The following is a 20,890-nucleotide window of genomic DNA, read 5'->3' on the forward strand; positions in this document are numbered from 1 at the left end:
AGGGAGCGATAGGGTTAGCCTGCCCGGGCCGGGTGGACTCGTACGGGTGGGGAGAGACATGGAACAGATAACAGTGCGCAGCAGGGCACGTGTCCCTGCGATCACCTGCGGGAGCAGCGCGACCAGTTCGCGCCTCGACCGCCATCTGGCAGTGCTGGGTGGTCCTGCCATACCGCAGCGGGAGACGGTCGAGGCGACGTCGCTGATGCGTGAGCTCACCGCGCGTGACACCACGCACGACAACAACAGCAGGGGCGCGCGCGTTCGGCGGGTCTCGCTCTTCGCACCTCTGAAGCGGCTTCGTCGTTCCCTGTTCGGTGGCCACTAGTCCGGTCACGCGGTACCCGACCCGCGCTCAGGCGACCACACCGCCCCGGCGCGCACGCTGCGCTTCCGCCGCCCGTCATCCCCACGGCGCGCAGCGTCGCACCGGTGCGTCCCGGGCGCGGGTGCACCTTCCGTTCGCGCTCTGACACCCGCCCGGCAGCGCGCAGATCCGACGGACACACTCCCGGCCCACGAGTCCTCGGCCCGGAACGGGAAGAGCCGGTCGCCGATCCCGGTCGCGGTGCCGGCCCACCGTCCCCCGGCCCGGCACCGGAGCGGCGGCACTAGAGCAGCGCGAACTGGCCCTCCGGGCCCTCCTCGTGGTGATCGAGGACGGACGCGGGCCGCCGTGCCGCCACCGGCACCGGCAGTACTCCCGCCGTGCGCAACTCGGCCGCGCCGATCGGCGCCTCCCGCACCGTCAGCTCCGCCCGCCGCTGCCACAGTTCCCCGAACAGCGCCAGCACGGTGACGAGTTCGAGCAGCTCCGAGGTCCGGGTCTGTGGCCAGCTCGCGGGCCCGATCGCCCCCAGGGGACCAGGTCCGTCCGCCGCGGCGCGCTCCGCGAACCACTGCTCCAGGACACGTACCCCGCCCACCTCGACGTCCCAGGCGTGCGCTGACACGGGAGAGATCCGGCCCTCGCCGAGACACAGGGCCTCCTCGTCGCGGTCGTAGCGCAGTTCGAGGGGGGAGGCCGGGAGCGGCGCGCGGACGTACGGGCGGCGGCCTCCGGGCAGCTTGGGACGCTCGCCGTCGCGCCGCGTCAGCCGCAGCATCCCGCGGCCCAGCTCGACCCCGCGTTCCCAGACCTCGGGGTCGGCGGTGAGGGGGACGACGCGGCCGCCCCGGCCCGGCCGCGCGACCGCGACCGTCCACGCCAGGACGTCCAGGGCATCGGGAGAGCGGCCCAGCCGGGCGCCCAGGTGTTCCGTCAGGCCGGGTGCCAGGTTGGGTTCGAGCCCGCCCGGGCGCCGGTACAGGGGGCGGATCCGTCCGCCGCGTCCGGCACCGAGCGGGAGGAGGGAGGTGGCGAGCAGTACCGGCCACGGCGCACCGGGCACCACGGTCTGCTCGACCACGAACGCCTGCCGATCGTCGGCCACCCGCCACAGCTCGGGGCGCGCGGAGTCGATCAGCCGGTGGTCCGGGATCAGCCACTGTTCGTCGAACGGGCCGTGCAGGACACGCACCGGCTCCGGACAGGGACCCGACTCGCGCGCCAGCCGCCCCGTCCCGGTGGACTGCCCCGGAAGCTGCGGGACCGCCGACCGCGGGGTACGCGAGCGGGTGGAGCCGAACAGCGCCTCGCGGTCCGGCCCTTCGGCCTTGAGCAGGGCGTCCCACCGCGCTTTGAGGGACGCGGCGTCGGGAGCGGCCGGCCACCCCCGCCCGAGTCTCGGCGGTGCGACCGACCACGGCATGAGGTCCGCGAGCAGCGGAGCGTCGTCGTCGTGCGTCACGCTGGGCATCGTACGACGCGGGCCCCGCGCGCCGTCCCCGTACACCGTCGTCAGTGGGCGTCGAGGGTGACCGTGAAGGAGAAGCGGTCCCCGCGGTAGTGGATGCGGGCCACGTCCAGGGCGACGCCGTCCTCGCCGTACACGATGCCGGTGTAGTGCAGGATCGGGCTGAGCAGCGGTACCTGGAGCAGCCGTGCCGTCTCCGGGTCCGCCAGCCGGGCCTCCACGGTGTCGGTGATGCGGCTGATGCGCAGTCCCACCACGTCCCGCAGCACCTTGGTCATGGGCCAGCGCACCAGGTCCTGCGGGTCGATCAGCGCCGCCAGTTCGGGGCGTACGTAGTTGCGCGCGTGGTTCGTCGGCTCGCCGGTCTTCTCGTCGCCGCGCAGCCGGTGGTACGCGCCGACCTCGGCCACGTCCGGGAAGTACTCGGCGAGTTCGGCCGGCGGCGGGACCGGCCCGTGGCCGAGCAGCTCGGTCGTCATGCCCGACTGCTGGGCCACGATGGTGTCCACCGAGCCGAGCAGTCGTACGGGGGCGCCCCGCCGCGCGCTCGGCTCGATGAACGTACCCCGCCGTCGATGGCGGGTGATCAGCCCCTCGTCCTCCAGCTCCTTGAGCGCCTGCCGCATGGTGAGCACGCTCACCCCGTAGTGCCCGGCCAGCTGTTCCTCGGTCGGGAGCCGTAGCGGATCCTGGGGCGACCGACCGAGTATCGAGGCACGCAGCGACTGCGACACCTGATACCAGAGCGGCAACTTGCGGTTCAGGACGATCGAATCCGGAGCGAAGGAGGTCACGAAGGTATCCGTACCGGTCGTCGCAGTTCAGCGCAACGGGCGGAAGTGCCGTTGGAGGCCCTGCCACACATCGTCGTACCCGCGCTGGAGGTGTTCCGCGCCCGCCGCCTGTGCCGTGGCGGTCACCGGCCAGCGCGTTTCGAACATGAACGCGAGCCCGTCGGCGACCTTCTGGGGCCGCAGTTCGGCGGCGCTCGCCCGGTCGAAGGTCTCCCGGTCCGGTCCGTGCGCCGACATCATGTTGTGCAGCGACCCGCCTCCCGGCACGAAACCCTCGGCCTTCGCGTCGTAGGCCCCCTCGATCAGCCCCATGTACTCGCTCATCACGTTCCGGTGGAAGTACGGCGGCCGGAAGGTGTCCTCGCCCACCAGCCAACGCGGCGCGAAGACGACGAAGTCGACGCCGGCGAGCCCCGGGGTGTTGCTCGGGGAGGTCAGCACCGTGAAGATCGACGGGTCCGGGTGGTCGTAGCTGATGGTCCCGATCACGTTGAAACGGCGCAGGTCGTAGACGTACGGCAGATGGTTGCCGTGCCAGGCGACGACATCCAGCGGAGAGTGGTCGTACGTCGCCGTCCACAGGTTGCCGCAGAACTTGTTGACGACCTCGACCGGGCCCTCGGTGTCCTCGTACGCGGCCACGGGGGCGAGGAAGTCACGGGCGTTGGCGAGTCCGTTGGCGCCGATCGGGCCCAGATCGGGGAGTTGGAAGGGCGCTCCGTAGTTCTCGCACACATATCCCCGGGCGGACGCGCCGGACGCGTCGTCGAGCAGCTCGACGCGGAAGCGCACCCCGCGGGGGATCAGCGCGACCCCGCCCGGCTCCACCGGCAGCAGCCCGAACTCGGTGCGCAGCAGCAGCCCGCCGCGCTCCGGCACGATGAGCAGTTCGCCGTCGGCGTCGCTGAACACCCGCTCCATCGAGGAGTTGGCGTGATAGAGGTGCACCGCCATGCCCGTGCGCCGCGTCGCGTCGCCGTTGCCGCCGAGTGTCCACAGGCCGGCGAGGAAGTCGGTGCCCGCGGAGGGTTCCGGCAGCGGGTTCCAGCGGAGCCGGTTGGGATCGGGCTCGGTCTCGGTGAACGGTGCCGAGCGCAGGGTGCCGTTGTCCGCGCGGGTGAACGCGGGATGCGCGGCCGACGGGCGGATCCGGTACAGCCACGAACGCCGGTTGTGGGCTCTGGGTTCGGTGAACGCCGTGCCGCTCAACTGCTCCGAGTACAGCCCGAGCGGGGCGCGCTGCGGTGTGTTGCGCCCGTGCGGCAGTGCCCCGGGGACCGCCTCCGAGCTGTGTTCGTTGCCGAATCCGGAGAGGTAGGCCAGCCCCTCGGCCGTCTTCCTCGCGTCCCCGCTCATGATCGCTCCCTCGCGCCCGATTCCTATGCATCACCGTAGGATTCGACGCCACCGTGCGCAAGAGGGAGCTCGAAGCACCGCTCGGGACCGGCCACGGCTCCCGCGCGCGCTCCGGGAGCGGGCCCGGCGTACGCCCCAGGGCTTGCCGTACGGCCCGAGAACCCGACTCCAGGGGGATCCGGCTGTCGGACCGTTGTTCTACTCTCCCGGGCATGTCGTGGAAGCGTGGACTGCTCGCCGCGCTCGCGGTCTGCGGCCTGCTCGGCGGACCGGCGGGCTGCGGCTCCGGTGACGGGCACGGGCGGGCGGAGCGGGTGTCGGCCCCGCCCGTGGGCAGACTCCTGGACGGGACGGACGAGAAAGGACGGCACTACCGTGAGGTCGAGAAGAAGAACGCGCCCGAGATCGCGATCGAGGTCCAGCCGGACTCCGACTACGGCTGGGACGTGCGCCTGAGCGTCCGCCACTTCCGCTTCTCGCCCGCCGGGGCGGGGGCGCGGGCCGTGACCGGCCGCGGCGTCGCCCTGCTCTACCTCGACGGCCGCACCATCGCCACGCTGCGCGGCGCCGAACACCACCTCTCCGGCGACCTGGTGCCGCGGGGCACCCACCACGTCACCGCACGCCTCTACGCCGACGACCGGACGGTGTGGACCGTGCACGGCAAACCGGTGGAGAGCACCGCCGACATCACGGCGTCGGTGGCGGGACCGACGCACGGCGGCGCCCCGGCGCGCGGCCCGACGCGGACCCCGGCGTCCACGGCCACCCCCGCGGGGGCCACCGCCGGGACCCCCGTGACGGCCCCGCCCCGCAGGGGGACGACCGGGGCGAGCGGGAACGGGGGCAGGGCCCGAACCGGCACGGGAGGTTCACCGGACTCCGGCGGAAAGGCATCATGAAGCCTGTGCCCCCAGCGACCCCGCTCCGGCGTGCGCCCGTCCAGCGGCGCAGCGCCGAGAGACTGACGAGGATCCTCGACGCCTGCGCCGGACTCCTCGACGAGGTCGGCTACGACGCCTTGAGCACCCGGGCCGTGGCCGAGCGCGCGGGTGTCCCGATCGGTTCCGTCTACCGCTTCTTCGGCAACAAGCGCGCCATGGCCGACGCACTGGCCCAGCGCAACCTGGAGCACTACACCGAACGCGTCGCCGAGCGCCTCGGGGAGTCGGACGGCACGGGAGGCTGGCGGGCGGCCATGGACGCCGTGCTCGACGAGTACCTCGCCATGAAGCGCACCGCGCCCGGCTTCTCCCTGGTCGACTTCGGCAACCAGATACCGGTCGGCTCCGGCCACGCCGAGCCCAACACCCGCGTCGCCGACCGGCTCACCGAACTGCTCTCCGGCTATCTCGACCGCACCCCGGACGAGGACCTGCGGCGCACCTTCCTCGTCGCCGTGGAGGCCGCCGACACCCTGGTCCACCTCGCCTTCCGCATCACCCCGGAAGGAGACGAGCGGGTCATCGCCGAGACCCGGCAGCTGCTCCGCGCCTATCTGGGCCGGGTCCTCGACTGAACCGGGCGCGGGCCGGGGCGCGTCGCGAAAGCCCCGTCGTCGGCCCGCGGGGCGTGCCGGGTGTCACGGGGCGGGCGGGACTCCCGCCGCGCGGCTCGCGGACCGGGTGCGGAGATTTCCGGCCTCACCCCGAGAAGGCCCTCCCGGTCATCCGTACCGGTCGGTATGCTCGGCCGCGTCCGTGTGCCACCGCTGCCACCGTCCTCCGGGAGGATTCGTGTCCCGCACCTCCGGCACCACCCGAGACTCCCGCACCCCCGGCCCCAGTCCGGACTCGCGTACCTCGAACACCACCCCGGACTCCCGCACCGCCCTGCGCGTCTGTCCCCTCTGTGAGGCCACCTGCGGGCTGACCCTCACCATCGAGGGCACTCGGGTGACCGGCGCCCGCGGCGACCGCGACGATGTGTTCAGCAAGGGGTTCCTCTGTCCCAAGGGCGCCTCCTTCGGCGCCGCCGACGGCGACCCCGACCGGCTGCGCGCCCCCCTCGTGCGTGAGGACGGCGTACTGCGCGAGGCGACGTGGGACGAGGCCTTCGACGCCGTCGCGGCGGGACTGCGCGCGGTGGTGGACCGGTACGGCCCGAACGCCGTCGGTGTCGTCCTGGGCAATCCCAACGTCCACACCATGGCCGGCGCCCTCTACCCGACCGTCCTGCTCACCGCCCTCGGCACCCGCAGCGTCTTCACCGCCTCCACCGTCGACCAGATGCCCAAGCACGTGTCGAGCGGCCTGCTCTACGGCGACGCCAACGCCATCCCGGTGCCGGACCTCGACCACACCGACCACCTCCTGCTGATCGGCGCCAACCCCCTGGAGTCCAACGGGAGTCTGTGCACCGCACCCGACTTCCCCGGCAAGCTCAAGGCGCTGCGGGCCCGCGGCGGCACGCTCACGGTCATCGACCCGCGCCGGACCCGCACGGCCAAACTCGCTGACCGTCACGTGGCCGTCCGGCCCGGCACCGATGCCCTGCTCCTCGCGGCGATGACCCACGTCCTGTTCGAGGAGAAGCTCGTGGACCCGGGCGAACTCACGCCGCACCTCCAGGGCATCGAGGAACTCGCGGACGCCGTGGGGGACTTCACCCCCGAGGCCGCGAGCGAGGCCTGCGACGTACCCGCCGACACCATCCGGGCGCTCGCCCGTGAGCTGGCCGCGGCGCCCACCGCGGCCGTCTACGGACGCATCGGCAGCTGCACGGTTCCGCACGGCACCCTCGCCAGCTGGCTCGTCGACGTCCTCAACATCCTCACCGGCAACCTGGACCGGCCCGGCGGCGCCCTCTTCCCGCTCGCCGCCACCGACCGGACGCCCCGGCCCGCGGGTCCCGGCCGCGGCTTCGCCCTCGGCCGCTGGCACAGCAGGGTGAGCCGGCACCCCGAGGCCAAGGGCGAACTGCCGCTGTCCGCCCTCGCCGAGGAGATCGACACCGCCACACCCGAAGGAGCGCCGGTCCGCGCCGTCATCGCCGTCGCCGCCAACCCCGTCCTGTCCGCTCCCGACGGCGACCGCCTCGACAAGGCCCTCGACTCGCTCGACTTCATGGTCAGCGTCGATCCGTACCTCAACGAGACCTCCCGCCACGCGCATGTCGTCCTGCCGCCGCCCCCGCCCTCGCAGAGCGCCCACCACGACTTCGCCTTCAACACCCTCGCCGTGCGCAACCAGGTCCGCTACAACCGGCCCGCCGTCCCCCTCGAACCCGGCCGGATGGCGGAGACCGAGATCCTCGCCCGGCTGGTGCTGGCCGCGACCGGCATGCACGGGGCCGATCCGGCCACCGTCGACGCCATGGTCGTCGACTCCACCCTCGGCAAGGCGGTCGAGGACGCGCACGGACCGGTGCACCGGCGCGACCCCCGCGAACTCGCCGCGGCGCTCACCGGCGGGACCGGACCCGAGCGGCGCCTCGACATGATGCTGCGCCTGGGCCCGTACGGCGACGGCTTCGGCGCCCGTCCGGAGGGCATCAGCCTGGACCGGCTGCTCGCGCGGCCGCACGGCATCGACCTCGGGCCGCTGCGCCCCCGCCTGCCGCAGCCGCTGAAGACCCGCAGCGGCAGGATCGAACTGCTGCCGGCCCCCATAGCCGACGATCTGCCGCGGCTGCGGGACGCCCTGCGTGAACGCCCGGCCGGGTTCGTGCTCGTCGGCCGCCGGCATCTGCGCTCCAACAACAGCTGGATGCACAACGTGCCGGCGCTCACCGGCGGCTCCAACCGCTGCACCCTGCACGTCCACCCCGAGGACGCCGCACGCCTCGGCCTCGCCGACGGTACGGCCGTACGCGTCAGGGGTGCCGGGGGAGAGGTGACCGCCCCCGCGGAGGTCACCGACGCCGTCCGGCGCGGAGTGGTGAGCCTGCCGCACGGCTGGGGGCACGACCGTCCCGGCACCCGGATGAGCCACGCCGCCCTCGACCCCGGCGTCAACGTCAACCAGCTCCTCGACGGCTCGCTCCTCGACCCGCTGTCGGGCACGGCGGTGCTCAACGGTGTCCCCGTCGAACTCGCGCCCGCCGAGGCGGGGTTGTGACCCGGAGTTCGCCCTTCCCCGACACTGCCGGGCAGGGCCGGGCACTCGGTGGCGCCTGGCGGAGGGCGGGTTGGGCGACCGCGCCCGCCTCGTGACCGGACGGACGGCATCGGCATCGCTGGTGGTGGCCGGGGCGGGGTCCTGCCCGGCACCCTCCCGCGGGTGCCGGCCGGTACCCGCCACCGGCGACCCCGGGCAGCGGTAGACGATCGTCCGTTTCCTCCCGGGGTGAACCGTGCCGACCGATCCCGCCGAGTGTCTTCCCCCGGGCGTGTGCGGTCCGTTAGCTTCCGTGACTCACACGTCCCCCGCGACCCGCCGGGACGTCCGACCGCGGAGCACCAGCGCCCTGTGAGCCCCCGGGGGCACCCTTCATGACACGCGCCATCTCCCTGCACCAGGTCAGCAAGTCGTACGCACGCGGTGTCCGCGTGGTGGAGCGGCTCTCGCTCGACATCAGGCCCGGGGAGTTCCTCGTCCTGCTCGGACCCTCCGGCTGCGGCAAGTCGACCGTGCTGAGGATGATCGCCGGACTGGAGGACCCGAGTGAGGGCCAGGTGCGCCTCGACGGCGAGTTCGCCAACGATCTGCCGCCGGCCGAACGGGACATGGCGATGGTCTTCCAGAACTTCGCCCTCTACCCGAGCATGACCGGCCGCGACAACATCGGCTTCCCGCTGCGGATCGAGGCGCCCGGCGAGGACCCCCGGCCGCGCGTCGACGCCACCGCCCGGATGCTCGGCATCGAGGACCTCCTCGACCGCTTCCCCAACCAGTTGTCGGGAGGCGAACGCCAGCGCGTCGCGATGGGCCGCGCCATCGCCCGTCACCCCTCCGCCTTCCTGATGGACGAGCCGCTGTCCAACCTCGACGCCAAACTCCGCAACCACCTGCGCGCCGAGATCGCCGGCCTCACCAGAAAGCTCGGCGTCACCACGGTGTACGTCACCCACGACCAGGCCGAGGCGCTCTCGCTCGGCGACCGGGTCGCCGTCCTGCGCGGCGGCGTGCTCCAGCAACTGGGCACGCCCCGCACGGTCTACGCGCTGCCCGCCAACGTCTTCGTCGCCGCCTTCATCGGCACGCCCCGCATCAATCTGCTGCGCGGCCTCGTCCGGGCCCCGCTCGACGGCGCGATGACGATCAGCCTCGGCCGGCAGTACCTCCGGCTGCCCGAACCGCTCTGCCTCGACCACCAGTTGCTGCGGGTGCAGCAGGGCAGGGAGGTCATCGTCGGCCTGCGCTCCGAGGGGGTCCGCATCGCCAGACCGTCGGAGGCCAGGCCCGGTGAGGTGCCGATCAGCGGCCTGGTCGAACACGTGGAGTTCCAGGGGCACGAGGTGCTCGTCCACTTCAACACCGGCTCGCGGCCCGCCTACGTGCCGGAGCTGGAGGCACCGCGTCCGGTCCGTCAGGTCCGCCGCCGGCGCCGTGCGGGCACCGTCCTGGGCCGCCTCCGTGAGCGGGCCGCGGGGCTGCGGACGGGGCCCGTGGCCGTCATGGATCACCCGGAGGGCACGGAACCCGTCCGCGCCGACGACGTTCCGCCGGAGGGCCGCCAGCCCGGCGACCTCGTCGTCCGCACCACCCCCGACTTCGAACTCCGGCACGGCCTCCAGGTCCCCCTCCTCGTCGACCTCGCCCACCTGTTCGTCTTCGACCAGCACGGCGAACGCATCTGCCCCGCTCCGGCGCGGCTGCCGGACCTGGACGAGTGAGTTCGCTACGCATGCGTGCACGTCCCCGCTCAGCATCCGCGCCCGGGTGGGCGCCGCCACCGCCACCGCCCTGCTCGCCGCCGGCGCCCCGGCCGCGTACGCCCTGTTCGACGACGCGGGCCCGAAGACCCCGGCCTCCGGCAGGGCCTACGTCGAGACCCGGCTGCTGTTCGGCACCGAGCGGCCCGACGGCGGACCGGCCGTGACCGACGCGCAGTTCATGGCCTTCGTCGACCGAGAGGTGACGCCCGCCTTCCCGGAGGGACTCACCGTGCGGGACGGCCGCGGACAGTACCGTGACGCGCGTGGCGTCATCGAGCGCGAGCGGTCGTACGAACTGACCCTGCTGTATCCGCCGGCGCAGGCCCGTACCAGGGACGCCGGGATCGAGCGGATCCGGACGGCGTACGAGAGGGCGTTCGGGCAGGAGTCCGTGGCGCGTCTCGACACGCCCACCCGGGCCGACTTCTGAGGTCCTGGCGGCGTCCGGGCGGCAGGCGCCCCCGTGTCCCTCTGGCGCCACAAAACTATCATCGCTAGTTTAGGGTCCGGACGACGCGGCCCCGCCCGGGAGGAACACGATGAAGGCACATGACGGCATGTACATCGACGGTGCCTGGCGCCCCGCCGCCGGCACCGACACCATCGAGGTGGTGAACCCGGTCGACGAGCAGGTGGTGGGCCGGGTCCCGGCGGGCACCGCGCAGGACGTCGACGCCGCCGTACGAGCCGCCCGCGCCGCCCTCCCGGCCTGGGCGGCGACCCCGCCCGCCGAGCGTGCCGCGCGGCTGGCCGCCCTGCGGGACGTACTCGGCGCGCGGAAGGACGAGATCGCCGAGACCGTCACGGCGGAGCTCGGCTCACCGCTCGCGTTCTCGCAGGCCGTGCACGCGGGCGTACCGGTCCTGGTCGCCGGCTCCTACGCCGAACTCGCCGCCACCCACGCCTTCGAGGAGAAGGTCGGTAACTCGGTCGTCCACCAGGAACCCGTCGGGGTGGTCGGCGCGATCACGCCCTGGAACTATCCGCTCCACCAGATCGTCGCCAAGGTCGCCCCGGCGCTCGCGGCCGGCTGCACGATCGTCCTGAAGCCCGCCGAGGACACCCCTCTGACCGCCCAGCTCTTCGCGGAGGCGGTCGCGGAGGCGGGCGTGCCGGCCGGTGTCTTCAACCTCGTCACCGGTCTCGGGCCGGTGGCCGGGCAGGCCCTCGCCGAGCACCCGGACGTGGACCTGGTCTCCTTCACCGGCTCCACGGCTGTCGGCCGGAGGATCGGAGCCGCCGCCGGCGCCGCCGTCAAGCGGGTCGCCCTGGAACTCGGTGGCAAGTCCGCCAACGTGATCCTGCCGAGCGCGGACCTCGCGAAGGCCGTCAACGTCGGCGTCGCGAACGTGATGTCCAACTCCGGCCAGACGTGCAGCGCCTGGACCCGCATGCTGGTGCACGACTCCCGGTACGAGGAGGCCGTGGAGCTCGCCGCCGCGGCGGCGGTCAAGTACGGCGACCGCATCGGTCCGGTCGTCAACGCCAAGCAGCAGGCCCGGGTGCGGAGTTACATCGAGAAGGGTGTCGCCGAGGGCGCCCGGCTGGTCGCGGGCGGCCCCGAAGCCCCCCGCGCCCAGGGTTACTTCGTCAGCCCGACCGTCTTCGCCGACGTCGAACCCGGGATGACGATCGCCCAGGAGGAGATCTTCGGTCCGGTGCTCTCGATCCTGCGTTACCAGGACGAGGAGGACGCCGTCCGGATCGCCAACGGCACGGTCTACGGGCTGGCCGGGGCCGTCTGGGCCGGAGACGAGGCCGAGGCGGTGGCGTTCGCGCGACGGCTCGACACCGGACAGGTCGACATCAACGGCGGACGCTTCAACCCCCTTGCCCCGTTCGGGGGGTACAAGCAGTCGGGTGTCGGACGCGAGCTGGGCACGCACGGCCTGTCCGAGTACCTCCAGACGAAGTCCTTCCAGTTCTAGACCCCAGGAGCACGCACATGGTTCGCGCCGCCGTCCTGCCCGCCGTGGGCGCTCCGCTGGAGATCGCCGAGATCGACCTCCCCGAACCGGGGCCTGGCCAGGTCCGGGTACGGCTGGCCGCCGCCGGGGTCTGCCACTCCGACCTCTCGCTGTCCGACGGCACCATGCGGGTGCCCGTCCCCGCCGTCCTCGGCCACGAGGGCGCCGGGACCGTCGTCTCCGTGGGCGAAGGTGTGACGGGCATCGCCCCCGGAGCCGAAGTGGTCCTCAACTGGGCTCCCTCCTGCGGAAGTTGCCACGCCTGCTCCTTGGGGGAGGTGTGGCTGTGCGCCGACGCGCTGACCGGAGCGGGGAACGTGTACGCACGGCGTACGTCCGACGGGAGCGACCTCCACCCCGGCCTGAACGTGGCAGCGTTCGCCGAGGAGACGGTGGTGGCCGCCGGATGCGTACTCCCCGCCCCGGACGGCATTCCGCTCGCCGACGCCGCCCTGCTCGGCTGCGCCGTCCTCACCGGATACGGCGCCGTCCACCACTCCGCGGGTGTCCGGCCCGGCGAGAGCGTCGCCGTGTTCGGGGTCGGCGGGGTGGGCCTCGCGGCGCTCCAGGCCGCCAGGATCGCGGGCGCCTCGAAGATCGTCGCCGTCGACGTCTCCGCGGCGAAGGAGTCGCTGGCCCGGGCCGCCGGCGCCACGGACTACGTCGTCGCCTCCGACACCACCGCCCGCGAGATCCGCGCCCTGACCGGGAGGCACGGCGTCGACGTGGCCGTCGAGTGCGTCGGCCGCGCCGTCACCATCCGCGCCGCCTGGGACTCCACCCGCCGCGGCGGCCGCACCACGGTCGTCGGCATCGGCGGCAAGGACCAGCAGGTCACCTTCAACGCGCTGGAGATCTTCCACTGGGGGAGGACCCTGGCCGGCTGTGTGTACGGCAACTGTGACCCGGCACGCGACCTCCCGGTGCTCGCCGAGCACGTACGGGCGGGCCGGCTGGACCTGGCGATGCTGGTCACCGAGCGGATCGGGCTGGAGGGGATCCCGGGGGCGTTCGAGAACATGGTGGCGGGGAAGGGCGGACGGGCGGTGGTGGAGTTCTAGGCGGCGGGGGATCGCGGGGGAGCGGACGGCTGCGACCCGGGAGGGTCCCGGAGCCGGGAGGGTCCCTGACGGGGTATCCCGGCGCGGGGCAGGTCCATGACCCGGGTGGGCCTTCGAGCCGGGTGGGCCTCCGGGCCGGGGGAGTTCCCGACTCGGGTGGGCGCTCGACTCGGAGGTACCCCAGGCAGGGTGGGAGCCCGGGCCGAGAGGGGCCCCGAGCCGGGAGTTCCTGACCCGGGCGGGTCCCGGACTCGGGCGGGTCCCCGACTCGGGTGTATCCCGGGGCGGGTCGCCCCCCTCCTCGTCAGGCGTGCTCGCCCGGTCGGGCATGTTCCGACGGCCGGGGTGCGGCCGTGGCGCGCGCCGGACCGGAGAGACCCGGCCGTGACCGCGACACCGCGACCCCGGCGAGGCACAGGGCGCCGCCGGCCAGGGTGAGGACCCCGGGGATCTCACCGAGGAACAGCCAGGACATCGCGACGACCAGTGCGGGAACCGCGTACGTCGTCGCCCCCATCCGGGTCGCGGTGGTCCGGGCGAGGGCGTACGCCCAGGTCGTGAAGGCCAGCGCGGTCGGGAAGACGCCCAGGTACACCACGTTGAGGGTGGCGGAGGCGGGCGCGTGCGCCACGTCGTGGACCAGCCGTCCCGCGAACGGCAGGCAGGCGACGGCGCCCACGAGACACCCGAACGTGGTGACCTGGAGGGCGCTCGCCCGGCCGAGGGCCGGCTTCTGGGCGACCACGCCCGCCGCGTAGCCGACCGCCGCGAGCAGACACAGGACCACCCCGAGGACCGAGGAACCACCCTTGCCGGACATCGACAGCCCTACCGCGACCGCGCCCGCGAACGACACCGCCATGCCCGCGACCAGCCGCGGCGGCATGGCGTCGCCCAGCAGTCGGGAGCCGAGCAGCGCGATCAGGATCGGGCCGGTGTTCACGACCAGGGCGGCCGTACCGGCGTCCACCTGCTGCTCGCCCCAGTTCAGGACGACCATGTAGAAGCCGAACCACAGCAGCCCGGAGAGCGCGATCCCGCGCCAGGCCTCCCGCGGGGGAAGGCCCTCGCGGCGCAGCAGACAGATCGTGCCCAGCGTCACGGCCCCCGCCAGCAGCCGGCCGAGCGCCAGCGCCCCCGGAGAGTACGCCGCGCCCGCGCTGCGGATCGACACGAAGGCGGAGGCCCACAGCACCACGGTGACCGTCGCCGCGCCCGCGGCGAGCAGTTCCGTGCGGCGGGCGGGGGCAGGGGAGGAGGCGTTCATCATGCTCCTGAGGCTAGGTACGGGCGGGGCGCGGCACCGGCGGATTCCGGACACCGCGGTGCGCGGAGCGAACGTCGGTACGGCGGGGCCCTCAGCGGAGCGCCGACGCCTCGATGCCCAGGAGTGCGGCGAAGGCGCGCTCTCCCTCCGGCGTGACCTTGACCGCGCGCTCCGATCCGACGCGTACGCACCAGCGGGCGTCGAGGGCGTGGTGGCACAGGGCCGCGCCCGCGGTGCCGGCGAGATGGGGGCGGCGCTCGGTCCAGTCGAGGCAGCCGCGGCTGAGGGGCCGGCGGCCGGTGCGGTTCAGGGCGATGCCGGCCGTGTCGAACCAGTGCAGACCCGTGTCGGTGAGGGCGAAGCCGGTGTCCTGGCGCAGCAGTCCGCGCCGGGTGAGGGCGTCGGTGAGGGTGATGCCGAGCCGCCCGGCGAGATGGTCGTAGCAGGTGCGTCCGCGGGCCATCGCCGAACCCGTGCCGGCCTCCCGCAGCGAGCGGGGACGCTCGGCGGCACCCGGGGCGACCTGGGCGGCGAGATCCTCCACCAACTGTGCGACACGGCTGTCGGCGAGGCGTACGTAGCGGTGGCGGCCCTGCCGCTCCTCGGCGAGCAGGCCGCCCGCGACCAGTCTGCCGAGGTGTTCGCTGGCCGTCGACGGCGCGACCCCGGCGTGCCGGGCCAGTTCACCGGCGGTCCAGGCGCGGCCGTCGAGCAGCGCGAGCAGGAAGACGGCGCGGGTCTCGTCGGCGATCATCCCGGCCAGCGCCGCCAGACCGGGCGCGACCGGATCGTTCCGTCTGGTCATACGCCCAGGATGCGCCAGGAACGTTTCGGCGACGGCCGAACGATGGCGGTGTGACCCCGTCCGCCGCCACGGGGCAGACCTCGCGCGCCGCCCCGCCCGCCGGGCTCCGTACGCTGCCCGCCAGGCTCCCAAGGCCGTGCGCCGGGCGCCGTGCTGCAGGGGACGTGCTTCGTACGCGGTCCGCCGTGCTGCATGGGCCGTGCTTCGTACGCGGTCCGCCGGGCTTCGTCGGGCCCGCCGCGCCGGAGTCCGGTCACTCCGGCGCGGTCACCCGCTCGAACTGCTGCACCAACCCGTCGAGCAGCGCCGTGAGCCCCACCTCGAAGGCCCGCTCGTCGATCTTCTCCTGCTGCTCGGCGAGCAGATGGGCCTGCCCGAGGTGGGGGTAGTCGGCGGGGTCGTACGCCGTCTCGTCGTCGACGAAGCCGCCCGCGAACGAGCCGAGGGCGGAGCCCATGATGAAGTACCGCATCAGGGCGCCGATGGAGGTGGCCTGCGCGGGCGGCCAGCCGGCGCCGACCATCGCGCCGAAGACCGCGTCGGCCAGGCGCAGACCGGCGGGCCGGCGGCCGGGGCCGCGCGCGAGGACCGGGACGATGTTCGGGTGGTCGCGCAGGGCGGTCCGGTAGGAGACGGCCCAGTCGTGCAGCGCGGTGCGCCAGTCCCGTCCGTCCTCGAACATCGAGAGATCGACCTGCGCGCTCACGGAGTCCGCGACCGCCTCCAGGATCTGGTCCTTGGTGCGGAAGTGGTTGTAGAGGGAGGGCCCGCTCACTCCCAGTTCGGCGGCGAGCCGGCGGGTGGAGAGGGTCGCCAGGCCCTCGGCGTCCACCAGGGCCCGTGCCGTCTCGACGATCCGGTCGGTGCTGAGGAGGGGCTTGCGCGGTCGGGCCATGGCGCACATAGTAGGGCTGCGCGCTTAAACTAGCAGTGCTAATTTACATTTTCCGATGTACCGCTTTCACGTGGGGTGTTCCGTCATGAACCTGGAGCTCAGCGAGGAGCAGACCGCCGTCCGGCAGCTCGCCAAGGACTTCGTGGACCGTGAGATCGCCCCTCACGTCGTCGAGTGGGACCGGGCGGAGGAAGTCGACCGGTCCCTCGTCAAGAAGCTCGGCGAGGTCGGTTTCCTCGGCCTCACGGTCGACGAGGAGTACGGCGGCAGCGGCGGCGACCATCTCGCGTACTGCCTGGTGACGGAGGAGCTGGGGCGCGGGGACTCGTCCGTGCGCGGCATCGTCTCCGTCTCCCTCGGTCTGGTCGCCAAGACGATCGCGCACTGGGGGAGCGAGGAGCAGAAGCGGCAGTGGCTGCCGGGGCTGACCTCCGGCACCCAGGTGGGCTGCTTCGGCCTCACCGAACCCGGCACCGGCTCGGACGCCGGCCATCTGACGACCAGGGCCGTGCGTGACGGTGACGACTACGTCATCAACGGCACCAAGATGTTCATCACGAACGGGACCTGGGCCGATGTGGTGCTGCTGTTCGCCCGCTCGACCGACGCCCCCGGCCACCGGGGCGTCTCGGCCTTCCTGGTGCCGGCGGACACACCGGGACTGACCCGCCACACCGTCCACGGCAAGCTCGGTCTGCGCGGCCAGGCCACCGCCGAGCTGGTCCTGGAGGACGTCCGCGTCCCCGCGAGCACCATGCTGGCGCCGGAGGGCAAGGGGTTCTCCGTCGCCATGTCCGCCCTGGCCAAGGGGCGGATGTCGGTGGCCGCCGGCTGTGTCGGCATCGGCCAGGCCGCGCTGGACGCCGCCGTGACGTACGCGACCCAGCGGGAGCAGTTCGGCAAGACCATCGCCCACCACCAGCTCGTCCAGGAGCTGATCAGCGACATCGCCGTGGACGTCGACGCGGCGCGCCTGCTGACCTGGCGGGTCGCCGACCTCGTGGACCGCGGGCTGCCGTTCGCCACCGAGTCCTCCAAGGCCAAGCTCTTCGCCTCCGAGGCCGCCGTGCGCGCCGCCAACAACGCGCTCCAGGTCTTCGGCGGGTACGGCTACATCGACGAGTACCCGGCGGGCAAGCTGCTGCGCGACGCCCGCGTGATGACCCTCTACGAGGGCACCAGCCAGATACAGAAGCTGGTCATCGGGCGCGCGCTGACCGGGGTTTCGGCCTTCTGAGTACGCGGGTGAGTACGGGAGCGGATGCGGCCCGCGCCGGATCGGCCGAGTCTGGTCCGCATGACCGACACATCCGTCAAGCAGCAGTCCACCGCGGCCTTCTACGGCCAGGCGGTCGCCTCCTTCTCCGTCGCCATGGTCGCGACCACCGTCGGGATCTTCAAGCTGGAGGCCGACACCTGGGTGCGTGCCTTCCTGGGCATCGCCGTCCTCTATCTGGTGACCTCGTCCTTCACGCTGGCCAAGGTGATCCGGGACCGGCAGGAGGCGCAGCTCGCGCAGCGCTCGTACAGCCCGTTCGAAAAGCTCTGAGCGAGGCGGGGCGCCCTGAGCGGGCACGCTAAGCGCTCGCTCAGTATCAGAGGTATGGTGTTCGTCCTGTCAGTGGAAGGGGCGAACCAGCGATGAGTGCGGCGCAGGAGACGGCCGACGGCGAGATGCAGCCGTGGGCCGAGGTCACCCCGGACGCGGCCCGGCGGCTGCTCATCGCCGCCGTGGAGGCCTTCGCCGAGCGCGGGTACCACGCGACGACGACCCGGGACATCGCCGGGCGGGCCGGCATGAGCCCGGCCGCGCTCTACATCCACTACAAGACCAAGGAAGAACTGCTCCACCGGATCAGCCGGATCGGGCACGACAAGGCTCTCGCCATCGTGCGCACCGCGGCGGACGGCGAGGGCGGCGCGGCCGAGCGGCTCACCGCCGCCGTGCGCTCCTTCGTACGGTGGCACGCCGGGCAGCACACCACCGCGCGGGTCGTGCAGTACGAACTCGACGCGCTCGGCCCCGAGGCCCGCGCCGAGATCATCGCCCTGCGGCGGCAGACCGACGCCGCCGTGCGCGGGATCATCGAGGACGGCGTCGCGGCCGGCGACTTCGACGTGCCGGACGTCCCGGGCACCACGCTCGCGGTGCTCTCGCTCTGCATCGACGTGGCCCGCTGGTTCAACGTCGACGGCCCCCGCACGCCCGACGAGGTCGGCGGTCTCTACGCCGACCTCGTGCTGCGCATGGTGGGGTCCAAGGAGTAGGCCCGCGGCCGGAGGGGCAGGCCCGGGGGCAGGCCCGAGGGGGCAGCTCCAGGGAGTTCGTCCGAGGAGCGGCCCCGGGCTCGCCGCCGGTGCCGGTCAGAGGTAGTAGCGCGACACCGACTCCGCGACGCACACCGGCTTGTCGCCGCCCTCGCGCTCCACGACGAAGGCCAGGGACAACTGGACGCCGCCGGTCACGTCGTCGACACCGGTGATCGTCGCGGTGGCGCGCAGGCGTGAGCCGACCGGCACGGGGGCGGGGAAACGGACCTTGTTCGTGCCGTAGTTGACGCCCATCCGCACGCCCTCGACGCTGATCAGCTGCGGGCCGAAGAGCGGGAGCAGGGACAGGGTGAGATAGCCGTGCGCGATCGTCGTGCCGAAGGGGCCCGACGCGGCGCGCTCGGGGTCGACGTGGATCCACTGGTGGTCGCCGGTCGCCTCCGCGAAGAGGTCGATCCGCTTCTGCTCGATCTCGACCCAGTCGCTGTGTCCCAGCTGCTCGCCCACGGCGGCACGCAGTTCGTCGACCGTCGCGAACGTCCTCGGCTCTGCCATCTCGCTGTCCTCCCACATCTCCATGTCTAAGCGACTGCTTAGCATGGTCGTGCGCGGGACGCATGTCAACGGACCGGGCGGGTGACGGAGTCGGTAGGGTCGCAGGGGTGCCCCAGATCCCCGAGAAGATCCATGAGCTGACCGTCGGCCAGCTGTCGGCGCGCAGCGGCGCCGCCGTCTCCGCCCTGCACTTCTACGAGTCCAAGGGCCTGATCAGCAGTCGCCGGACCACCGGGAACCAGCGCCGCTACCACCGGGACGCGCTGCGCCGCGTCGCCTTCGTCCGCGCCGCCCAGCGGGTCGGCATCCCGCTGGCCACCATCCGTGAGGCGCTCGCCGAGCTCCCCGAGGAGCGCACGCCGACGCGCGCGGACTGGGCCCGGCTCTCGGAGGCGTGGCGTTCCGAACTCGACGAGCGCATCAAGCAGTTGAGCAGGCTGAGGGACCATCTGACGGACTGCATCGGTTGCGGGTGTCTGTCCCTTGACAACTGTGTGCTCTCCAACCCGGACGACGTCTTCGGCGAGCGCCGGACCGGTTCCCGGCTCATGGCCGAGCGCGACGCCACGTCAGGGCCGGCGCCGCAGTGCCCCACGGAGCCCGAGGACTGCCGCTGACCCCGGGAGTCGTCCGGGGTTCCCAGGGGTTCCCAGGGTCAGCGGCGTCCGGCCCGGCCGCCCGCCCGTCCGCCTGCCGCCCGGCCGCCCGGCCGTCCGTCAGGTCGGCGGGGGCGCGGTCCGGGCAGGGGCGGCGGGCGGGCGACGCCGTCCGGGTCACTCGTACTCCGTGCCGCCCTTGCGGGTCAGATACGCCGGGCTGACCGCCTTCGCGATGGCCCGGCCGCCCGTCACCGGGCTGTACCGCTCGGTCGCGGGCCGGATGACCACGCCTTCGCGCAGGTGCAGTGCGCGGCCGGAGACCGTCTCCCGGCCCGAGGCGGCCTCCAGGACCCGGTCGATGGCGTACGGGCCCTCGTACAGCCTTGGTACCAGGGGCAGTTCGCCCTCCAGCAGCGCCGCCGGGTCCAGCCAGCGGATCTCGCCGTCGATCTCCGCGGACACGTCGAACACGGCGTAGCCGAGGGACTCGCGGCGGCCGTCCGCGCCGTAGGAGAGGTCCTGTACGCCCGCCCCGTACACCTCACCGAAGATCCCGACCCGGCGTGCGCCGAGCCGCTCGGCGAGCCGGGCCGCGGCCCGCGCGACCCCGTGTCCGTGCGCGGCGCGCCAGTACAGATTGCGCGGATCCTCCTTGAGCGCCAGCGACTTGGCCCCGAAGCCCTTGGAGGACACGTGCGCGCGTGCCTCGTCCGCGAGGTGGGTCACCAGACAGGCCGAGCCGTGCAGCTTCTCCGTCAGCACGACGGGTTCGCCCGGTACGAAGATGTCCGGGTACCGCTGGATGTTCTCGATGTCGACCCAGGGCAGCAGTCCGGGCGCGGACTCGATCTCGCCGCTCATGGTGGGCGGGATCGGGGGCACCCATTTGACGATGCCGAGCGCCGGCGCGAAGTCGGTGCCGTCCGTGGCGGCACGGTCCAGGTCGACACCGGCCAGCGCCTTCGGACGGCAGACGATGCCCTGCGACAGCTCCCCGCGCAGTCGTACGGCCCTGACCCGGTCCGACGAGCTGCCCGCGAGCCGTCCGGTCAGGCCCAGCTCCTCGATCAGCGCGGGCGGGAGCACGGACTGCTCGGGGATGTAGAGCGCCGTCTCGCCGGTGCGGTAGGCGCCCTTGGCGACGACGGCCCGGTACAGACCCACCTGGGCCAGTTCGAGCGCGTCGGCGTTCGGGTGCTCGTGGACGGTCAGTACTTCGGCGGTGACGCGCAGCGTCGACATCGGCTTCTCCTCGGGTTCCGCGGGCTTCGCAGCCGGGTTTCGTCGCCCCCGACTGTCCGGACCGCAAAGGAGTGGAGCGAGCGGATTTACGGCTGCTACCGTCGGCTTCCGCGACGTGCGGAGGCGCGCGGAGGCTCACGGTGACGCCGTGGGCGACCTACAGGGCTCGCCGCCCCGCGCCCGGCTCCCCCCTGAGCGATTCGACGGACTGCGGGGCGGTGCCCTTTCTTGAGGGGCGCGGGGAAGGGCGCGCTCAGCCATGGACGGCCCGCGCCGAACATCGGGCCCGCAGTCCCCGTAGTTGACCCGAGCGATTCGACGGACTGCGGGGCGGTGCCCTTTCTTGAGGGGCGCGGGGAAGGGCGCGCTCAGCCATGGACGGCCCGCGCCGAACATCGGGCCCGCAGTCCCCGTAGTTGACCCGAGCGATTCGACGGACTGCGGGGCAGTGCCCCTACTTGAGG

At 73.1% G+C, this 20,890-nt stretch carries 20 protein-coding genes; 12 read left to right on the top strand and 8 right to left on the bottom strand.

Features of this window, described 5'->3' with window-relative positions; all coding sequences use genetic code 11:
• Nucleotides 1–58: 58 nt before the first annotated feature.
• Nucleotides 59–328, top strand: coding sequence for a hypothetical protein (locus GFH48_RS31275; RefSeq protein WP_153291450.1), 270 nt, complete (start codon nucleotides 59–61; stop codon nucleotides 326–328).
• A 283-nt stretch (nucleotides 329–611) separates the two neighbouring features.
• On the opposite strand, the gene GFH48_RS31280 is transcribed toward GFH48_RS31275, so the two are convergent.
• From GFH48_RS31280 to hmgA, 3 genes are read right to left on the bottom strand one after another with little or no spacing between them, the layout of a single operon-like run.
• Nucleotides 612–1,799, bottom strand: coding sequence for a type ISP restriction/modification enzyme (locus GFH48_RS31280; RefSeq protein ID WP_153291451.1), 1,188 nt, complete (start codon nucleotides 1,797–1,799; stop codon nucleotides 612–614).
• A gap of 41 nt (nucleotides 1,800–1,840) precedes the next feature.
• Entirely contained in the window at nucleotides 1,841–2,590 is a 750-nt protein-coding gene (locus tag GFH48_RS31285; protein ID WP_153291452.1) for a GntR family transcriptional regulator, read from the bottom strand.
• A 27-nt stretch (nucleotides 2,591–2,617) separates the two neighbouring features.
• A complete protein-coding gene (gene hmgA, locus GFH48_RS31290; RefSeq protein ID WP_153291453.1) occupies nucleotides 2,618–3,946 on the bottom strand; it encodes a homogentisate 1,2-dioxygenase in 1,329 nt (442 codons plus the stop codon).
• A 212-nt stretch (nucleotides 3,947–4,158) separates the two neighbouring features.
• Here hmgA and GFH48_RS31295 point away from each other — a divergent pair, with 212 nt between their 5' ends.
• From GFH48_RS31295 to GFH48_RS31325, 7 genes are all read left to right on the top strand, one after another.
• The gene (locus GFH48_RS31295; RefSeq protein ID WP_153291454.1) at nucleotides 4,159–4,848 is read left to right on the top strand and encodes a nuclear transport factor 2 family protein; all 690 of its coding nucleotides are present in this window, start codon (nucleotides 4,159–4,161) and stop codon (nucleotides 4,846–4,848) included.
• The gene (locus GFH48_RS31300; RefSeq protein ID WP_153291455.1) at nucleotides 4,845–5,465 is read left to right on the top strand and encodes a TetR/AcrR family transcriptional regulator; all 621 of its coding nucleotides are present in this window, start codon (nucleotides 4,845–4,847) and stop codon (nucleotides 5,463–5,465) included. Before GFH48_RS31295 ends, GFH48_RS31300 begins: the two co-directional genes overlap by 4 nt.
• Nucleotides 5,466–5,778: 313 nt before the next feature.
• A complete protein-coding gene (locus GFH48_RS31305; RefSeq protein ID WP_153293202.1) occupies nucleotides 5,779–8,004 on the top strand; it encodes a molybdopterin oxidoreductase family protein in 2,226 nt (741 codons plus the stop codon).
• 374 nt (nucleotides 8,005–8,378) lie between these two features.
• Nucleotides 8,379–9,722: an ABC transporter ATP-binding protein gene (locus tag GFH48_RS31310; protein WP_153291456.1), complete on the top strand. Its 1,344-nt coding sequence runs from the start codon at nucleotides 8,379–8,381 to the stop codon at nucleotides 9,720–9,722.
• A gap of 34 nt (nucleotides 9,723–9,756) precedes the next feature.
• Nucleotides 9,757–10,194, top strand: coding sequence for a DUF3574 domain-containing protein (locus GFH48_RS31315; RefSeq protein ID WP_153293203.1), 438 nt, complete (start codon nucleotides 9,757–9,759; stop codon nucleotides 10,192–10,194).
• 109 nt (nucleotides 10,195–10,303) lie between these two features.
• The gene (locus GFH48_RS31320; protein WP_153291457.1) at nucleotides 10,304–11,692 is read left to right on the top strand and encodes an aldehyde dehydrogenase family protein; all 1,389 of its coding nucleotides are present in this window, start codon (nucleotides 10,304–10,306) and stop codon (nucleotides 11,690–11,692) included.
• A gap of 17 nt (nucleotides 11,693–11,709) precedes the next feature.
• Entirely contained in the window at nucleotides 11,710–12,792 is a 1,083-nt protein-coding gene (locus GFH48_RS31325; RefSeq protein ID WP_153291458.1) for a Zn-dependent alcohol dehydrogenase, read from the top strand.
• A gap of 304 nt (nucleotides 12,793–13,096) precedes the next feature.
• Here GFH48_RS31325 and GFH48_RS31330 read toward each other — a convergent pair whose 3' ends face one another.
• From GFH48_RS31330 to GFH48_RS31340, 3 genes are all read right to left on the bottom strand, one after another.
• A complete protein-coding gene (locus tag GFH48_RS31330) occupies nucleotides 13,097–14,062 on the bottom strand; it encodes a DMT family transporter (RefSeq protein WP_153291459.1) in 966 nt (321 codons plus the stop codon).
• An 88-nt stretch (nucleotides 14,063–14,150) separates the two neighbouring features.
• Nucleotides 14,151–14,864: an ArsR/SmtB family transcription factor gene (locus tag GFH48_RS31335; protein ID WP_153291460.1), complete on the bottom strand. Its 714-nt coding sequence runs from the start codon at nucleotides 14,862–14,864 to the stop codon at nucleotides 14,151–14,153.
• Between the two features lie 253 nt (nucleotides 14,865–15,117).
• Entirely contained in the window at nucleotides 15,118–15,768 is a 651-nt protein-coding gene (locus GFH48_RS31340) for a TetR/AcrR family transcriptional regulator (protein WP_194280728.1), read from the bottom strand.
• 76 nt (nucleotides 15,769–15,844) lie between these two features.
• On the opposite strand from GFH48_RS31340, the gene GFH48_RS31345 reads away from it, so the two are divergent.
• The 3 genes from GFH48_RS31345 (at nucleotide 15,845) to GFH48_RS31355 (ending at nucleotide 18,027) form a co-directional block, all read left to right on the top strand.
• A complete protein-coding gene (locus GFH48_RS31345) occupies nucleotides 15,845–16,996 on the top strand; it encodes an acyl-CoA dehydrogenase family protein (RefSeq protein ID WP_153291462.1) in 1,152 nt (383 codons plus the stop codon).
• A 60-nt stretch (nucleotides 16,997–17,056) separates the two neighbouring features.
• Nucleotides 17,057–17,308 (top strand): YiaA/YiaB family inner membrane protein, encoded by a 252-nt coding sequence (locus tag GFH48_RS31350; RefSeq protein ID WP_153291463.1) that lies wholly within the window; start codon nucleotides 17,057–17,059, stop codon nucleotides 17,306–17,308.
• A 92-nt stretch (nucleotides 17,309–17,400) separates the two neighbouring features.
• Nucleotides 17,401–18,027, top strand: coding sequence for a TetR/AcrR family transcriptional regulator (locus tag GFH48_RS31355; RefSeq protein ID WP_153291464.1), 627 nt, complete (start codon nucleotides 17,401–17,403; stop codon nucleotides 18,025–18,027).
• A 96-nt stretch (nucleotides 18,028–18,123) separates the two neighbouring features.
• On the opposite strand, the gene GFH48_RS31360 is transcribed toward GFH48_RS31355, so the two are convergent.
• On the bottom strand, nucleotides 18,124–18,585 hold the full coding sequence (locus GFH48_RS31360) for a MaoC family dehydratase (protein ID WP_153291465.1): 462 nt from the start codon (nucleotides 18,583–18,585) through the stop codon (nucleotides 18,124–18,126).
• Nucleotides 18,586–18,692: 107 nt separating this feature from the next.
• On the opposite strand from GFH48_RS31360, the gene soxR reads away from it, so the two are divergent.
• Nucleotides 18,693–19,202: a redox-sensitive transcriptional activator SoxR gene (soxR, locus tag GFH48_RS31365; protein WP_153291466.1), complete on the top strand. Its 510-nt coding sequence runs from the start codon at nucleotides 18,693–18,695 to the stop codon at nucleotides 19,200–19,202.
• Nucleotides 19,203–19,358: 156 nt separating this feature from the next.
• Here the strand turns inward: soxR and GFH48_RS31370 are convergent, their stop codons facing one another.
• Complete coding sequence (locus GFH48_RS31370) at nucleotides 19,359–20,426, bottom strand: RNA ligase (ATP) (protein WP_153291467.1); 1,068 nt, start codon at nucleotides 20,424–20,426, stop codon at nucleotides 19,359–19,361.
• Nucleotides 20,427–20,890: the final 464 nt, after the last annotated feature.

The organism is Streptomyces fagopyri (genome assembly GCF_009498275.1).
In the GTDB taxonomy this organism is placed as follows: Bacteria; Actinomycetota; Actinomycetes; order Streptomycetales; family Streptomycetaceae; genus Streptomyces; species Streptomyces fagopyri.